The organism is Flagellimonas oceani (assembly GCF_011068285.1).
In the GTDB taxonomy this organism is placed as follows: Bacteria; Bacteroidota; Bacteroidia; order Flavobacteriales; family Flavobacteriaceae; genus Flagellimonas; species Flagellimonas oceani.
In genome coordinates, this window is sequence record NZ_CP049616.1 from 3,504,297 (window position 1) to 3,520,239 (window position 15,943).

The 15,943-nt window shown below is 44.1% G+C and carries 12 protein-coding genes; 5 read left to right on the forward strand and 7 right to left on the reverse strand.

The genetic code is table 11. From position 1 onward, the window contains the following. Nucleotides 1–98 precede the first annotated feature (98 nt). Entirely contained in the window at nt 99–1,766 is a 1,668-nt protein-coding gene (locus tag GVT53_RS15855) for a formate--tetrahydrofolate ligase (protein ID WP_166249468.1), read from the forward strand. A 3-nt stretch (nt 1,767–1,769) separates the two neighbouring features. On the opposite strand, the gene GVT53_RS15860 is transcribed toward GVT53_RS15855, so the two are convergent. Both GVT53_RS15860 and GVT53_RS15865 read right to left on the reverse strand, forming a co-directional pair. Continuing rightward, the gene (locus GVT53_RS15860; RefSeq protein ID WP_166249469.1) at nt 1,770–3,311 is read right to left on the reverse strand and encodes a glycine--tRNA ligase; all 1,542 of its coding nucleotides are present in this window, start codon (nt 3,309–3,311) and stop codon (nt 1,770–1,772) included. A gap of 36 nt (nt 3,312–3,347) precedes the next feature. Continuing rightward, complete coding sequence (locus GVT53_RS15865; protein WP_166249470.1) at nt 3,348–4,244, reverse strand: hypothetical protein; 897 nt, start codon at nt 4,242–4,244, stop codon at nt 3,348–3,350. Nucleotides 4,245–4,293: 49 nt separating this feature from the next. Between GVT53_RS15865 and GVT53_RS15870 the strand changes: the two genes are divergently transcribed. Then, nucleotides 4,294–4,989: a ComF family protein gene (locus GVT53_RS15870; RefSeq protein WP_240905051.1), complete on the forward strand. Its 696-nt coding sequence runs from the start codon at nt 4,294–4,296 to the stop codon at nt 4,987–4,989. Between the two features lie 65 nt (nt 4,990–5,054). Then, nucleotides 5,055–6,674 carry an Ig-like domain-containing domain gene (locus GVT53_RS15875; protein ID WP_166249472.1) on the forward strand — a complete coding sequence of 540 codons (1,620 nt, stop codon included), beginning with the start codon at nt 5,055–5,057 and terminating at the stop codon, nt 6,672–6,674. Here GVT53_RS15875 and GVT53_RS15880 read toward each other — a convergent pair. The 3 genes from GVT53_RS15880 to katG all read right to left on the reverse strand — a co-directional run bounded on the left by GVT53_RS15880 (nt 6,658) and on the right by katG (nt 10,232). After that, complete coding sequence (locus GVT53_RS15880) at nt 6,658–7,434, reverse strand: amidohydrolase (RefSeq protein ID WP_166249473.1); 777 nt, start codon at nt 7,432–7,434, stop codon at nt 6,658–6,660. The two genes, GVT53_RS15875 and GVT53_RS15880, sit on opposite strands and share 17 nt — an antisense overlap. Continuing rightward, nucleotides 7,435–7,911 (reverse strand): ankyrin repeat domain-containing protein, encoded by a 477-nt coding sequence (locus GVT53_RS15885; protein WP_166249474.1) that lies wholly within the window; start codon nt 7,909–7,911, stop codon nt 7,435–7,437. Between the two features lie 95 nt (nt 7,912–8,006). Beyond that, on the reverse strand, nt 8,007–10,232 hold the full coding sequence (gene katG, locus GVT53_RS15890; RefSeq protein ID WP_205791735.1) for a catalase/peroxidase HPI: 2,226 nt from the start codon (nt 10,230–10,232) through the stop codon (nt 8,007–8,009). 274 nt (nt 10,233–10,506) lie between these two features. On the opposite strand from katG, the gene GVT53_RS15895 reads away from it, so the two are divergent. Next, nucleotides 10,507–11,115 carry a DinB family protein gene (locus tag GVT53_RS15895; RefSeq protein WP_166249475.1) on the forward strand — a complete coding sequence of 203 codons (609 nt, stop codon included), beginning with the start codon at nt 10,507–10,509 and terminating at the stop codon, nt 11,113–11,115. A 100-nt stretch (nt 11,116–11,215) separates the two neighbouring features. Further along, nucleotides 11,216–11,746 (forward strand): lipid-binding SYLF domain-containing protein, encoded by a 531-nt coding sequence (locus tag GVT53_RS15900; protein ID WP_166249476.1) that lies wholly within the window; start codon nt 11,216–11,218, stop codon nt 11,744–11,746. A gap of 4 nt (nt 11,747–11,750) precedes the next feature. Here GVT53_RS15900 and GVT53_RS15905 read toward each other — a convergent pair whose 3' ends face one another. Further along, nucleotides 11,751–13,115, reverse strand: coding sequence for a DUF5689 domain-containing protein (locus tag GVT53_RS15905; RefSeq protein WP_166249477.1), 1,365 nt, complete (start codon nt 13,113–13,115; stop codon nt 11,751–11,753). Between the two features lie 10 nt (nt 13,116–13,125). After that, nucleotides 13,126–15,861: a TonB-dependent receptor gene (locus GVT53_RS15910; RefSeq protein WP_166249478.1), complete on the reverse strand. Its 2,736-nt coding sequence runs from the start codon at nt 15,859–15,861 to the stop codon at nt 13,126–13,128. Nucleotides 15,862–15,943: the final 82 nt, after the last annotated feature.

The window sequence follows — 15,943 nt, forward strand, 5'->3', positions numbered from 1 at the left end:
TCTTGCAATTGTCATAGTTTTAATCGCCCGATTATAGTATCTTGTATATCACTTTTAGGAAAAAATGATGCTTTCCCGTAAGCATAAAAAACAACACTATGACCGATTTACAAATCGCCAAAGATGTTTCTTTACAGCACATCGCCACCATTGCAGAAAAATTTGGAATCGACCCCGAACACATAGAAATGTTCGGAAAATACAAGGCCAAACTTCCCTTAAAAGCCATAGACCGAGAAAAAGCCAAGGAAAGTAATCTTGTTCTGGTATCGGCAATCTCACCTACGCCCGCAGGAGAAGGAAAAACCACAATGTCCATAGGACTTTCCGAAGGACTCAACCGATTGGGCAAAAAATCAACGGTGGTTTTGCGGGAACCTTCCTTAGGCCCTGTCTTTGGAATAAAAGGGGGCGCCACCGGAGGCGGATACTCCCAAGTGATGCCCATGGAGGACATCAACCTGCATTTTACAGGGGATTTTGCCGCCATTGAAAAAGCGCACAACCTATTATCGGCCATTATCGACAACAATATCCAGAGCAAGACCAATTCGTTGCTTTTAGACCCAAGAACCATAGGTTGGAAACGTGTTATGGATATGAACGACCGCTCTCTGCGCCACATCATCGTGGGACTTGGCGGGACAACTTCGGGTGTGCCAAGGGAAACCGGTTTTGATATTACGGCAGCTTCAGAGATTATGGCCATCCTCTGCTTGGCGGAAAGTCTGAGCGACCTAAAAAAACGGTTGGGAAACATTTTTGTGGGGTATACTTTCGACAAAAAACCGATTTACGCCAAAGATTTGAAAGCCGAAAGCGCTATGGCCGCTTTATTAAAAGATGCCATAAAACCCAATTTAGTTCAGACGATTGAGGGCAATCCCGCGATTATTCACGGTGGGCCTTTTGCCAATATTGCACAAGGAACCAATTCGGTAATCGCTACTTTAATGGGAATGACGCATTCGGACTACACGGTTACCGAAGCGGGATTTGGTTTTGACCTCGGAGCTGAGAAATTTTTCGACATCAAATGTCAAAGTGCCAACTTGAAGCCAAAGGCCGTTGTGCTCACAACAACCATCCGCGCGTTAAAATATCACGGAGGTGCAGATTTAAAATCCTTGACAAAGCCCAACGTGGAAGCGTTGAAAAAAGGCCTTCCCAATTTGGAAAAGCATTTGGAAAACATTGCCAAATTCAAGGTTGTTCCGGTAATTGCCATCAACAAGTTCGTATCGGACACGGAGGAAGAAATTGCCGTCATCAAAGCATTGGCGGTGTCCAAAGGTGTTCGTGTAGCCGTTGCCAATGTATGGGCCAAAGGTGGAGAGGGAGCGGAAGACTTGGCCAAGGCTGTCATTGATATCGTGGAATCTAAAGCTTCAGAATTCAAGCCACTTTATGATTGGAAATCCAGCGTAAAAGATAAAATCGCCAAAATCGCCACCGAAATATATGGTGCGGAACACGTGGACTATACTGCCAAAGCTAAAGCCGATTTGAGAAAAATCACCGACCTTGGTTTGGATGATTTCCCCGTGTGCATAGCAAAAACACAAAAATCGTTATCGGACAACCCAAAATTATTGGGCAGACCCAAGGATTTCATCATCACGGTGCGAGAGATTGAAATTGCAGCGGGAGCAGGGTTTTTGATTCCGATTACGGGGGACATAATGCGTATGCCCGGATTGCCGGCACATCCTTCATCCGAAGGAATCGACATCAATGATGATGGTGAAATTACAGGCTTGTTCTGATCCTTATATTTTCTGCAACCAATAGCGCATATCCACCTCTTTGGAGATGATTTCCTTCACCTCTGAAAGTTTTACACGTTTTTGGTCCATAGTGTCCCTATGGCGAATGGTCACCGTATCGTCTTCCAAAGTTTGATGGTCCACGGTTACACAGAACGGTGTTCCTGCCGCGTCTTGGCGACGGTAACGACGGCCTACGGCATCCTTCTCATCATACTCTACATTGAAATCCCATTTCAGTTCGTCCACCAATTTTTGAGCCACTTCCGGTAATCCGTCACGCTTCAACAAAGGTAAAACCGCCACTTTGTTCGGAGCCAACACGGCCGGAATCTTAAGTACGGTACGTGTGGAACCGTTTTCCAACTCTTCTTCCTGCAATGCATTGGAGAAAACGGCCAAGAACATACGATCCAATCCTATGGAAGTCTCCAATACGTAAGGAGTGTAGCTTTTATTTTCTTCGTGGTCGAAATATTGCAATTTTTTACCGGAGTATTCCTCGTGTTTGCCCAAATCAAAATCGGTACGGGAATGGATTCCTTCCAATTCTTTGAAACCGAAGGGAAACTTAAATTCGATATCCGCGGCAGCATCCGCGTAGTGGGCCAATTTTTCGTGGTCGTGGAAACGATAGTTGTCCGCACCCATTCCAAGGGAAAGATGCCATTTCATCCGTTTTTCCTTCCAGGCTTCGTACCATTCCATTTGGGTACCCGGTTTTATAAAGAATTGCATCTCCATCTGTTCAAATTCTCGCATTCGGAATATAAACTGACGGGCAACAATCTCATTACGGAAGGCTTTTCCTGTTTGGGCAATTCCAAACGGAATCTTCATCCTTCCTGTTTTTTGTACGTTCAAAAAGTTGACAAATATACCTTGTGCGGTTTCGGGACGAAGGTACAGATCCATGGCACTGTCGGCAGAAGCTCCGAGTTTGGTGCCGAACATCAGGTTGAACTGTTTTACATCGGTCCAGTTTTTAGACCCTGAAAGTGGGCAGGCAATCTCCAATTCCTCGATCAACGCCTTTACATCTGCCAAATCCTCTTTGGCAAGGGATTGTCCCATACGCTTTAGGATACTATCGGCTTTTTCCTGATAGTCCATAACACGTTGATTGGTCGCCAAGAACTGCTCTTTATCAAAGCTATCGCCAAAACGTTTTTCGGCTTTGGCAACCTCCTTATCGATTTTGGCCTCAATTTTGGCCACATAATCTTCGATGAGAACGTCGGCCCGGTATCGTTTTTTGGAATCTTTGTTATCTATCAATGGATCGTTGAAGGCATCCACGTGGCCAGAGGCCTTCCAAGTGGTGGGGTGCATAAATATAGCGGCATCGATGCCCACGATGTTCTCATTGAGCTGCACCATGGCCTTCCACCAATATTCGCGAATGTTTTTCTTTAGCTCGGCACCGTTTTGACCGTAGTCGTAAACTGCACTGAGTCCATCATAGATCTCACTGGATTGAAATACATAACCGTACTCCTTTGCGTGGGAGATAACCTTCTTAAAAATGTCTTCCTGATTTGCCATTGGGCAAAAATAGAATTTTACCCAAAAAGTAGTATGCTATTTCAGCTGAAATTCCGTCGAGGCCAACAATCTTTCGTCCTCGAACACATTTAGGGTATAAATTCCCTCGACCAAAGAGCCCTCTGGAACGGTGATGGCATCACAAATACTGATTTCCTTTCCGGTATAAACGATCTCTACCTTTTTGCTGTATGTGTTGCCACTTACGGAAATGGTATTGGCGTTATCCTCGATAATGGCCATATTCGGGTCCAAAAACTGTAGGTAGAGCACCTTAATGTCCCCTCTGGAGCTGGCGTCGCTCAAAATGGTAACGCACCCTCTCAATTTTTCGATTACGGAAGCCTTGTTGGTTTTAATGGGCCTGCCCGCCCTTAATCGAAATCCGCTTCCCTCGGCATCTTGGAGTTTCAGGTAGCTTTTGATACGAAGCTCCCTAGTGAGCTCCTTGTTGGTCTCGCGAAGCAACGATTCCGTGCGCTGCATATTGCTGGCCTTGCCCCGGAGTTCTTCCAACTGCTTGATGGTTTCATCGTATTTGCTGGCCAACAAACTATTATTGTAGCGCAAAAAGTTGTTCTTTAGCTTAAGACTGTCAAATCGCAATTCGAGTTTCCGAAGTTCCTTTCTGGTATCCTTCAGTTTGGTGATACTAAAATTCAACCTTCCCACGGAGTCCAATAGTTGCTGTACCCGAAAACGTGAGGTTTGCAGTTCAATTTCGTTTACCTCGTTCAATCCGGACAGCCGATCCACCTCTGTTCGCATCAATGTCAAATCCTTTACCAAAAGTGACTTCTCCTCTTCCAAATAGATCATTTGGTTTTTGGACTGTGCATAGCTGTAATAAAAGGCGATAAGTATACCCACGATGACCGCTGCCATTGCGGCAAAGATAATTTTGTAGTTGAAATTATTATCTTGGGAGTTCATGGGGTTGACAGACTACGCTAAAATTGTATAAGATTTGACACCAAAAAGGTTGGCTAAGATAATAAACGAGATTAACAACATCCTATTGCCAAGGGTATGTTTTGGATGTAATGCCCAATTATTTAGGGAAGAGCATATTTTGTGTGCCGTTTGTCGACATGATGTGCCACTCACCGATCATAACTATCTGGAAGAAAACGCAGTGGACCGCATATTTTATGGTAGAATTCCGATAAAAAAGGCCGCATCTTTTGTTTTCTTCTCAAAAAATGGCCTTGTTAAAAATTTATTGCACTGGCTCAAATACAAAAATCAGGAACAGATAGGAGGCTTTTTGGGTGAATGGTGCGGCACCCTTTTAATGGAAAATGGGCAATTAAAAGACATTGATGTGGTGGTGCCTGTTCCACTTCACCCAAAAAAGTTAAAAAAACGGGGATACAACCAAGTGGCCCTTTTTGCCAAAACCATTGCGGAACAAATCGGCGCGGCCTATTGCGATGATTGGTTGATCAAAACAAAGAACATAAAAACACAGACCAAAAAAGGTAGACAGAGCCGTTGGGAAAGCTCCAAAGATGCTTTTGAGCTCAATGCATCAAACCGCCGAGATTTTAAGCACGTACTCTTGGTGGACGATGTGATCACCACTGGCGCCACAATAGAATCGTGTGCACAAACACTTTTGCGTCAAAAAAACATAACCGTCTCCGTGTTGAGCATGGCCATGGTGCCAGAGGGTTAAATTTTGCCAATGCGGCATCCCGTTTTTCAAATTAGTTGTTTCTTTGTCCCACATTATTTTTAGGCATGGTGTACTTAAAAAAACTGTTGGGATTTCTTTTTGTTGCCTTTATGGTCCTAGCCCTATGGCAATGTGCCAAACGGGGTTCCCCGAGCGGTGGCCCCAAAGATATTACACCCCCTAAATTGGTACGGGCGGAACCGGAAAACTTCAGCACAAATTTTAAGGCGAAAAAAATACGTCTCTATTTTGATGAGCTCATCAAATTGGAAGATGTACAGAACCAGTTGGTGGTCTCCCCTCCGTTTAAGAACCCCGCTACCATAACTCCTATGGGCGCTCCGAGCAAATATATTGAGGTGGTGATAAAGGACACACTACGGGAAAACACTACCTACACCATTAATTTTGGGCAAAGTATCGTGGATAACAACGAGGGCAATCCCAATAGCTTTTTGAGCTACGTTTTCTCTACCGGGGATTATCTGGATTCCCTTACCTTGAGCGGTGCGGTAAAAGATGCGATCAACAGAAAGGCAGATGAGTTTATAAGTGTAATGCTGTATGAAATTGATAGTGCCTACACCGATTCCACCATTTACAAACAGCCGCCCTTGTACATTACCAATACCGGAGATAGCCTTCCCTTTTTTGAGCTGAGGAACCTAAAGGCCGGAAAGTATGCCCTGTTCGGGTTGAAGGACGTGAACAAAAACAACATGTTCGACCAGGGCCAGGATAAAATTGGTTTTATTGAGGACACCATTACGCTGCCAACTGATTCCATTTATGGGCTCAACCTGTTCCGTGAACAATTAAATTACAAACCTTCTGTGCCAAGTCTGGCAGCCAAGAACAAGATTATATTTGGGTATCAAGGCGATTATAGGGACATGGTGATCGAAACCTTGACGACCTTGCCGGACACGGTAAATACTACACTTTTAAAGGAAAGAAACAAGGATACCCTAAATTATTGGTTTACCCCTACAGATTTGGACTCCATCATTTTTACCATCAGAAACGATAAAGTTCAGGTTTTGGATACGTTTACTGTGAAAATGCGGAACTTGCCCATGGATTCCTTAAAATTATCGGCCTCCGTGAACGGAAAATTCAATTTTGAGGATACTTTCAGTATTTTGGCCAATACGCCAATTACTGCATTGGACACCAGCAATATCTCGTTAATGGTGAGCGACTCCATTCCTGCAGCCTATACCTACGAACTGGACACCCTTCAAAACAAAATAGATTTTGATTTTGAAACCGAGCCCAACCAAAAGTATTCCTTTTCGCTTTTACCGGGTTCGATCACGGATTTTTTTGGTATCCAAAACGATACTTTGGCCTATAATCTATCCACCAGCAGCTTTGCAGATTATGGGAATTTGAGAATGATCTTGAGCGGTGATGTCAACTTTCCCGTAATTGTTCAGCTGACCAACGAAAAAGGTGAGGTACAACGTGAGATTTTTGCAACAGAGCCCCAACCTTTCGAGTTCAACAACTTGAATCCGGGTAATTATGTGGCCCGTGTTATTTTTGATGAAAACGGGAACGGCAAATTGGATACGGGAAATTATCTTGAAAAAAGACAGCCAGAGGACATTAGCTATTATCCTGGAACAATCGAAATCAGGGCCAACTGGGAAAAGGAGGAAACCTTTATCCTATCAAACTAAAGCGGTCCCGGTCTTCTAAAAATCGTAGTTGCTTTCTGGTGGATGTCACATGCTCTTTGTTCAGGGTGGCATACAGAATTTCTTCGTCTTTGGAGAAGGCCAATGGTTCGCCGAGCACATCGTAAATTCCTGAATGCCCCGGATATTCGTAATCCAAACCGTCCGTACCGGTCCGGTTTACCCCAACACAGTACGCCATATTCTCGATGGCCCTTGCCTTAAGCAGTGTATCCCAAGCATTGATTCTTTTGCTTGGCCAGTTGGCCACATAGATCAGCACATCGTAGTCTTCCACATTTCTGGACCAGACCGGGAATCTAAGATCATAACAGATCATTGGACAAATTTTGAATCCTTTGTATTCAAAAATGAGTTTTTCACTACCTGCCTCGTACACTTCATCTTCGCCTGCCAGCGTAAATGTGTGCTTTTTATCGTAGGCTTCAACTGTTCCGTCCGGTGATACAAAGAACAACCGGTTGAAGAACTTTCCGTTTTCTTGAAAGATAATGCTCCCAATTAGAGCCGTGTTGCTTTGTTGGGCGATCTTTTTCATCCAATCGAATGTTCCCTTGCTTTCGGAAAGTAAAATCTTCTCTGGCTTCATGGTAAAACCTGTGGTGAACATTTCGGGCAATACGATCAAATCCACATCGCTTGAAATGCCCTCTATCTTTTCTTCAAACATTTTTCGGTTGCTGACCGGGTCTTCCCAGTACAAATCGGTCTGAATCAAAGCAAGTTTCAAGGTGGTGGACATCTAGTATTTTTTTAAAAGTTCTTCCAATTCTGTGTTCCCCTGTTCCAAAACAAGATCCATTGCGGTTTTTCCCCTATTGTCTTTTATGGAGGTATCCGCTCCATGTTTTAAAAGCATTTCTGCAATCTCCTTACGGTTAAAGGTTACGGCATAGATAAGACAGGTGGCGCCCATGGCATTTTTTTGACTGACATTGGCCCCGGCATCTATCAATTTTTTTGCAATATCGGTGTAACCTTTAAAGCAAACGCCCATTAAGGCCGTGTTTCCAGATCCATCCAAGGCATCCACTGTGGCTCCGTGGTCCAACAAAAATTCCACCATGTCATCATGCCCATAATAGGCGGCCAACAACAATGGGGTAGAGCCTCTCTGGTCTTTGGTTTCCAAAAGTTTTGGATTGTTTTCCAATAGGTTGACAACGGTTTTCAGATTACCGTTGCGTATGTTGTCGAAGAGTTCTTCCTTATTGCTCATAGGTGATTGAAAGTTATAAAAAAACTGCCATAACCGAACGGGCCATGGCAGCATTTGCAATTAATTTTCCTTTTCTATTTTTTGCCTTGAACGGTTTAATCCAAATCAAAGCGGTCTAGGTTCATTACTTTGGTCCATGCCGCTACAAAGTCTTCAACAAATTTTTGTTTTCCATCTTCTGCTGCATACACTTCGGCCACGGCACGCAAAATAGAGTTGGAACCAAATACCAAGTCCACACGTGTACCGGTCCATTTTACTTCGCCGGACTCACGGTCGCTTCCTTCGTACAATGATTTTTCCTCATTTATGGCTTTCCATTCGGTACCCATATCCAATAGGTTTACAAAGAAATCGTTGCTCAACACGCCTACTCTATCGGTGAACACACCTTTCTCTGAACCATCAAAATTGGCGCCCAACACACGTAATCCTCCTACCAGGGCCGTCATTTCGGGTACAGTAAGGGTAAGCAATTGAGCTTTGTCCACCAAAAGGTGTTCTGCCTGTACCTTTACTCCTTCCTTAACGTAGTTGCGGAACCCGTCGTATTTTGGCTCAAGATAGTTGGTGGACTCAATTTCTGTCTGTTCCTGTTTTGCATCATTACGGCCAGGGTTAAATGGCACCTCAATCGAAGAACCAGCAGCGTTGGCCGCTTTTTCAACAGCGGCACTACCGGCCAACACGATCATATCAGCCAAGGAAATTTTCTTTCCTCCACCGGCATTTTTGTTAAATTCATTCTTGATGCCTTCAAGTGCAGAAATCACTTTTCCAGTGTCTTTATTGACTTCCCAACCATTCATGGGTTCTAAATTGATACGTGCTCCGTTGGCTCCGCCACGCTTATCACCGCCACGGAAAGTGGAAGCGGATGCCCAAGCGGTATACACCAAATCAGAAATGGATAGACCAGATGACAATACTTTTTCCTTCAGCTCTTTTACATCAGCTTCATCTACCAAAGTATAATCGACAGCTGGAATAGGGTCTTGCCAATCCAATTCTTCTTTTGGCACCTCTGGACCCAAATAACGGGAACGTGGTCCCATATCACGGTGCGTCAACTTAAACCAAGCACGGGCATACGCATCTGCAAAGGCTTGAGGATCCTCTAGGAATCTACGGGAAATTTTTTCGTATTCAGGGTCAAAACGAAGCGACAGGTCGGTAGTCAACATGGTCGGTTTCTTGTTCGGTCCGCCATGGGCATCGGGAATAATGGCATCGGCATCCTTGGCCACCCATTGATGTGCCCCTGCTGGACTTTTCGTCAATTCCCATTCGAATTTAAACAGAAACTTAAAGAAATCGTTGCTCCATTGTACCGGAGTAGAGGTCCAGGTGACTTCCAATCCAGAAGTAAATGCGTGTGCCCCTTTTCCTGAGCCATTTTTGTTGACCCATCCCAATCCTTGCAATGCCAAATCTTCAGATTCAGGATCTGCACCTACCAACTCTGGGTCTCCATTACCATGGGTCTTACCTATGGTATGTCCACCAGCTATCAGCGCCACGGTTTCCTCATCGTTCATGGCCATGCGCTTAAAGGTCTCTCTAATATCATGTGCGGCAGCTATCGGGTCGGGATTTGCGTCAGGCCCCTCAGGGTTTACGTAAATCAATCCCATTTGCACGGCGGCAAGCGGGTTTTCCAAATCACGCTCCTCTTTGTTGTGCGAGTAACGGCTGTTGGGAGTGTCACTCAAGGCCAACCATTCTGTTTCGCTTCCCCAATACACATCCTGATCAGGCTCCCAGACGTCCTCACGACCTCCTGCAAAGCCAAAAGTGCGGAACCCTGTGGACTCCAAGGCCACGTTTCCGGCCAATATCATAAGGTCTGACCAAGAAATTTTCTTGCCATATTTTTGTTTGACGGGCCATAACAAACGACGTGCTTTGTCCAAGCTAACGTTGTCCGGCCAAGAATTCAGCGGTGCAAAACGTTGTTGTCCACGTCCACCTCCACCGCGTCCATCACCGGCACGATAGGTACCGGCACTGTGCCAGGCCATACGAATGAACAATCCGGCATAACTTCCAAAATCTGCCGGCCACCAATCCTTCGAATCGGTCATTACCTCCAGAAGGTCTTTTTTCAATGCTGCATAATCCAATTTTTTGAATTCTTCCGCATAGTTGAATTCCTCCCCAAACGGGTTTGTTTTATTCGAATGCTGTCCTAAAATCTCCAACTTGAGTCTATTGGGCCACCAATCTTGATTTTGGGTGCCGCTTCCTGCCACTTGCTTTAGTTCGCCGTTCAAAAAAGGACACATGCCCTCGTCTGCTCCGTTAGCCAATTCTTTACTCATGATCTTATAGTTGTGTGTTAATAAATATCTCCTGTAAAGTTATAAGATAGATGCTTTAAACAATAGATAATCAATATTAAAATACTATTAAATAATAGCTATAGTCTATTTTGTTCCATTTGAATCTTACGTGTATAAAAGCACTTACTTGCTTTCCTAAATTTAATAATTTCTCGGTGCATTCAGGAATATATTCTTTGATATTGGTATTTAAATTACCTTTAAAACACTAATCATTAGGAAACTGTATTCTAAACATTAAACACAACTGCACATGAAAAAATTAATCTTTCCTCTAGTTATTCTTTTATTATTTAGCTTTTCCAAGGATTCCGGAACCAATCTCGATAAAAATGACAGAGAATGGATCATGAAACATTTGACAGAGACACGGGAGCACATGAAACAGGTACTCGATGGACTCTCTGATGAACAGCTTGATTATAAGCCTGACCCTACTTCGTGGTCTATCGCCGAAAACGTGGAACATCTTGCCCTGACCGAAAAAATGTTTGTGGAAACGCTTCACAAAAGCGTGGCCGAAGGCCCCAAACCCGAACTAAAAGATTCCCTTGTTTTTAAGGACGACCAAATTATGCCCATGATAGCCGATAGGAGTCAAAAGGTTAAAACCGCAGAACCATTTGAACCAAGCGGACAGTATGGTTCCACGGAGGAGACTTTGGCTGCATTGCTTGCCATACGCCAAGAACTTATGGACTATGTAGAAAATACGGATGATGATTTAAGAAACCGTTACGCCACTTTACCTTTTGGCACTGTTGATGCCGCCCAGCTCATCGTTTTTATCGCAGGGCATATGGAAAGGCACGTGCTACAGATGGAAGAAGTGATGGAAGACGAGGATTTCCCCGAAATGTGATGGGAAAACTATAGGCTTTTCTTAACACTAATTAGCAAACCCTTTCCAGATTGGAAGGGGTTCTTTCTTTAATTTTGAATAACCTAAAAAATGAGACACTATGAAACGCATAAAATCTATTGTAACGCTTGCCCTTTTTTTGTTGACGATTTCCATATCAGCCCAAAACAAAAAGGACCAAAAAATAATGGCCGATGCCGAAAAGGCCAAAACAACACTTTTGGAGGCCGCTCCCAACTTGGATGGATTTTTTGAAAATTCTGCCGGTTACGTAATTTTTCCCAATGTCGGAAAAGGAGGTTTTATCATTGGTGGTGCCTCCGGTAACGGTGTGGTTTATGAAAATGGCACCGCTGTGGGCATGGCCGACCTTAAAAAACTGAACATTGGCCTGCAAGCTGGTGGACAGGCCATCATTGAAGTAATTTTCTTTGAAACCGATGTTGACCTGGAACGCTTTAAGACCGAGAAGTTCCAGTTTGCTGCTGAAACCTCTGCCGTGGCTTTAAAATCTGGAATTGCATTCAATGCCAAATACAAAGATGGCGTGGCTGTATTTGCACTGCCCAAGGCAGGTCTTATGGCCGATGCCTCGGTAGGTGGACAGAAGTTTGGGTATAAAGCGTTCTAAGAATTTAATCCCGAACCCCTGGGGTAAAATCCTCGGGGGCATTTTGGGGTAAATCCGTGGTGCCAGCTTCACCCGAATCGTTAAAAATGTTCCATTCACTAAAAGTGTACACTGGATTTCCTTCCAAAATGTTAGGATTACGGATGGCACGTCCATCTTCGAACTCGTGATTGGTTCCTGAACCATCTTCTCCAATTACACCAAATACATCGATTACGGTCCCGAAGGGGTCCACCAACTCCAAATTATCATCCCCATTGGAATCTGCGGGGCTATTGGTGGATACACCCAAATCGGGAGCAAAGCCATAGACCAGTTCAAACTCCGCTGCATTGGGAGAAATTACCAACGTACTCTCGGCACCGATAATGAAACCTGACAAATCAATTGTGGAGCTTACCTCAATATTATCGTTGGTATATCTGCGAAGCGTCCACAAGTTTAAATCCAATGGTTCGGATGATGCGTTATACAGCTCCACAAAACGGGCACCGGCATTGTTGTCCGGGTCGGCCAATTCTGAAATAAAAATCTGATTGGAAGTGAATTCCGTGATAATCTCCGGACAACGCTCTTCGGTAAAGTTTACATCCTCCAAGGTTCTAATTATTAGTTGCTGCGTTTTACCATCTTTGGTCAAAATCGCGATTAGTGTACCGTTTGCTTCGGGCAATGCTTCCGCTTGAAAATCGGCATACCCGCTGTTCACAAGCGTAATCCCGTTTTCTTCGCAATCCACTAGTGTTCTTTCCGTTTCTTCTTGGGCAACAGCATAGGTTTCGCCCAAAATTTCTTCAACAAATTCAACACTTTCCAATTGCACCAATATGTTCGATGGCAAACTGTCCATTTCGGATATGGTGGTAATCAATGGTTCTGTAGGCCCTGCGGTATCACAGGAAACCAAAAGATGATCAAACACTTTGCCCGAAGGCAATCTTCCTATCGAAAGATTTCCAAAAGACGAGAAAACGCTGCCGATTCTGATGTTGCTTCCTTTTTTGCCCAGATAAAGGTCTTTCAGTTTTACCAAAATTTTGCTCCCCTCCGGGAACTGCAAATGTGATTCCCTCAAATCAATTTCCAGCTGAATTCCGTTTGAAGGATTGCTCAATGCATCTTGCAGGTAAAGTACCCCGAAAAAATTTCCCGCTCGGTCGGATGAAATCACGTAGCCTTCCAAAATCAAATCTGCTTGAATCTGAATAACGTCATCTTGCACCAAGGAATCCAACTCGGCAAAAGTGATGTTTGCCTCCATTCCTGTTGTACAATCTCCTTCAATTTCATCAAACTCTCTTCCATCCACACAACATAAAAGGCTCATCACAACACCGGTTCCCAAAATTTTAAAAATCACATTTTTCATAAGAAGTAGATTAAAAGCTAATGGCCAAATTCAAAAAGTAGGTTCTTCCGTAGCTGTACCAATATTTTGGGGCGAAAGAGGGCGAACCACTTTGATTATCCTGTTTCAATTGCCCAAAATTTCCATTTCTGCTCTGCTCGTAGCCACCTGTGCGGAAAACCGTATCAAAAACATTGTTGATGCTGGCAAAGAAGCTGATGTACTTGCCATCAATCAGCCAAGATTTGCCCCCGACCAGATTGAGCAAATAGATATCGTCCAGTTTGTTTTGCTTGAGCAATTTGGAAACATTCTCTACCGAAGCATCAGGAAAGGGTTCGCCCGTTTCTGGATCCATCAGAAAACTGGAGGTTCTGGTAATGGTGGATAGGTTGCTATAATTGTTCGTGAGGTAATTGGTGGTCCCACTTATCCACCAATATTTTGGCGCTCTGTAGGAAACTCCCAATGCAAGGGCGGTTTGTGGCCCTTGGGCCAGTTTTAAATCCTTGAGCGTGGCAATGCCCAAATCTATGTTTCCTTCGGCAGCAATGAGGTCTTCCTCTGCACCTGCCGTATCAAAATTGATTTGTACGGATGGGTCGCTTGCATATACATAATGGCCCACATTTCCTGCTGCAGTCAATTTTACGCTGGAAGATGTTTCGTATTCAAATCCGAACTCGATGCCTTTGTGAAGCCTGTCCAAACCTGTAATCACTTCCTGCACAAAATCGGACCCCAGTCCTGAATCCACAAAAAAGAAATTGATATCGGTGGTATGCTGAAACCGCGTGTAAAATGCACTGATTCGCCCCGTTAAGCTAGGTAGACGTACAAAATAGTTTACATCCGCACTGCTTACCACCTCTTTTTGAAGCTCGGGAACTATTTCGTTGTTTTCCCTTGGATTGATGAATATGTTCTGAACAATGGGTGGTCGTTCCACCATTCCAGCATTGGTCGTAAACCAATGTCTTCCTGTCAAAAAATACGTGAATCCACCTTTATATGCCAGATTGGAAAAAGATACTTTTTCTCCTGTTCCAAAGGAATTTTCCAAATAGCGCTCGTTTTTGAAGAGTCCATTGCGCTGCACATTGAAACTGGAATACGAAGCTGATACAAATCCATCCCATTTGTTGGAAGTCAGTTGTATTTGAGCGAAGCCATCCATTTGTGAGGCATCCAGATTGTAATGGTAATTGAACTTTTCACCTTCGGTTTTCTGTAGTGCCCCGTCAACATCGTTCAAGGTGCTGGAGAAGGTGTCCATATCCTCGTGATATGTTGCTCCCAACAAATCTTGAATCTCTGCATAGTTCTCCGATGTTGTGCTTCTGTAATTGCCGCCAAACCCTAATTTGATGAAATCGCTCATCACATAATTAAAGTTAGTCGCGCCTGAAATGGTCGTGTTCTGGGCAACATCATCATAAAGTAAGTAGGCTGCTTTTTCGCCATTGTTGGCATTCGCCGTGTACAGTTGCCCCCAATCGAGCTGTGGATTTTCCAAAAAGGCTTCTTTTGCCAAGTTTGCATTGATAAAATCCGCTCCAATGGAACTGTTGATGTGGTAACTGGGCAAATAGCGATAATACGTCGGGTCGGGATTCGGCGCATTGTAATAGCCTAGCCTGCTTCTGGAATTGATTCCTGTTTGATAGGCCAGGCCTACATTAAGATTGAATTTCTTTTTTTCCAGTGAATAATTGAGCAGAAACAGGGGTTCAAAAACCTCTCGCTCCCTAGAGTTACGAATTTTACCGTCTTGCTCGCCCCAATACGGGTTGTACTGTCCACCCATCAAATCAAAAACCTCTTCGGTAAGAGCGGAAGAACGTCCCCGTCGGTTTCGCGCCAATATCGCCGTAAAAGTGATGCTGTTTTGTGGGTTGAACTGGTACTCTATGGCTCCAAAACCCGAGTAGGCATCATACAAAGTGCCATCCACAAAACCTTCTTTGGCCCATCGTCGCGAAGCGGATACGGAATAGGCCAGCCCGCTTGGTTTCTCCCCTGAATTGTAAGTCGCCATCAACCTGCCGCGATAGGTTCTGTTGGACATTGATGAGGACAAACGCAATCCAGGCCTCATTCCAGAAGGTCGAGTGTTGATATTGGTGTTGCCCAAAATTCCACCAAAAGTGTATGGGTTCAAGGTTAGACTATTCGTAAATTCCTGATTTCGGACGACGTCGTTCAGCCCTCCCCAATTGTTCCATTGTGGCCTGCCATCAAAAAATTTGTTCATCGGAACGCCGTTGATCAACACGGTACCGTTTCGCGAATCGTAACCACGGATCTTAAAAAATGCCTGACCAAAATCAAAAGCGGCACGGTTCAGAAATATGTCCCTAGTGGATTGCAACAATCCCATCGAACTGGAAATGGATTCAAAATCATCGGAAAGATCACCATCCGTCAGTGAAATCAAATTATCCGTTTGTTCTCTAGCAATATCCCTTTCCAGATAAATGGTTCCCAAATCAATCGGGTTTCGGTCCAAATAGACCGAGAATCGCTTCGAAACAAAATCCAGAGCGGAAATCTGGAGCATTTGCTCTCCGGTTGAAGTCAAATTGATTTCGAACCCGCCATTGGAGTCTGTTGCGAATTCTTGCAAACTACTCTCAAGGGTAATCGTAGCATTTGAAATAGGGGCATTCGAGCCCTTTTCCATCAATTGCCCTGTAATCCGGGTACTTTGTTGTCCACACAGCGATTTACAACAACAAAGCGCGGCCAATACTATGGCTAGCCTCATAGCTTATTGTAGGTTAAGTAATAAAAAAGGGGTTGTAATTGCTGTACAAACTGCGAAAAAGCGAACAATTCTACATATTTTA

Excerpts from the sequence above, each read along its gene's own strand:
- GVT53_RS15855 (WP_166249468.1), top strand. The coding sequence starts at position 99 with ATGACCGATTTACAAATCGCCAAAGATGTTTCTTTACAGCACATCGCC.
- GVT53_RS15860 (WP_166249469.1), bottom strand. The coding sequence starts at position 3,311 with ATGGCAAATCAGGAAGACATTTTTAAGAAGGTTATCTCCCACGCAAAG.
- GVT53_RS15865 (WP_166249470.1), bottom strand. The coding sequence starts at position 4,244 with ATGAACTCCCAAGATAATAATTTCAACTACAAAATTATCTTTGCCGCA.
- GVT53_RS15875 (WP_166249472.1), top strand. The coding sequence starts at position 5,055 with ATGGTGTACTTAAAAAAACTGTTGGGATTTCTTTTTGTTGCCTTTATG.
- GVT53_RS15880 (WP_166249473.1), bottom strand. The coding sequence starts at position 7,434 with ATGTCCACCACCTTGAAACTTGCTTTGATTCAGACCGATTTGTACTGG.
- GVT53_RS15885 (WP_166249474.1), bottom strand. The coding sequence starts at position 7,911 with ATGAGCAATAAGGAAGAACTCTTCGACAACATACGCAACGGTAATCTG.
- katG (WP_205791735.1), bottom strand. The coding sequence starts at position 10,232 with ATGAGTAAAGAATTGGCTAACGGAGCAGACGAGGGCATGTGTCCTTTT.
- GVT53_RS15895 (WP_166249475.1), top strand. The coding sequence starts at position 10,507 with ATGAAAAAATTAATCTTTCCTCTAGTTATTCTTTTATTATTTAGCTTT.
- GVT53_RS15900 (WP_166249476.1), top strand. The coding sequence starts at position 11,216 with ATGAAACGCATAAAATCTATTGTAACGCTTGCCCTTTTTTTGTTGACG.
- GVT53_RS15905 (WP_166249477.1), bottom strand. The coding sequence starts at position 13,115 with ATGAAAAATGTGATTTTTAAAATTTTGGGAACCGGTGTTGTGATGAGC.
- GVT53_RS15910 (WP_166249478.1), bottom strand. The coding sequence starts at position 15,861 with ATGAGGCTAGCCATAGTATTGGCCGCGCTTTGTTGTTGTAAATCGCTG.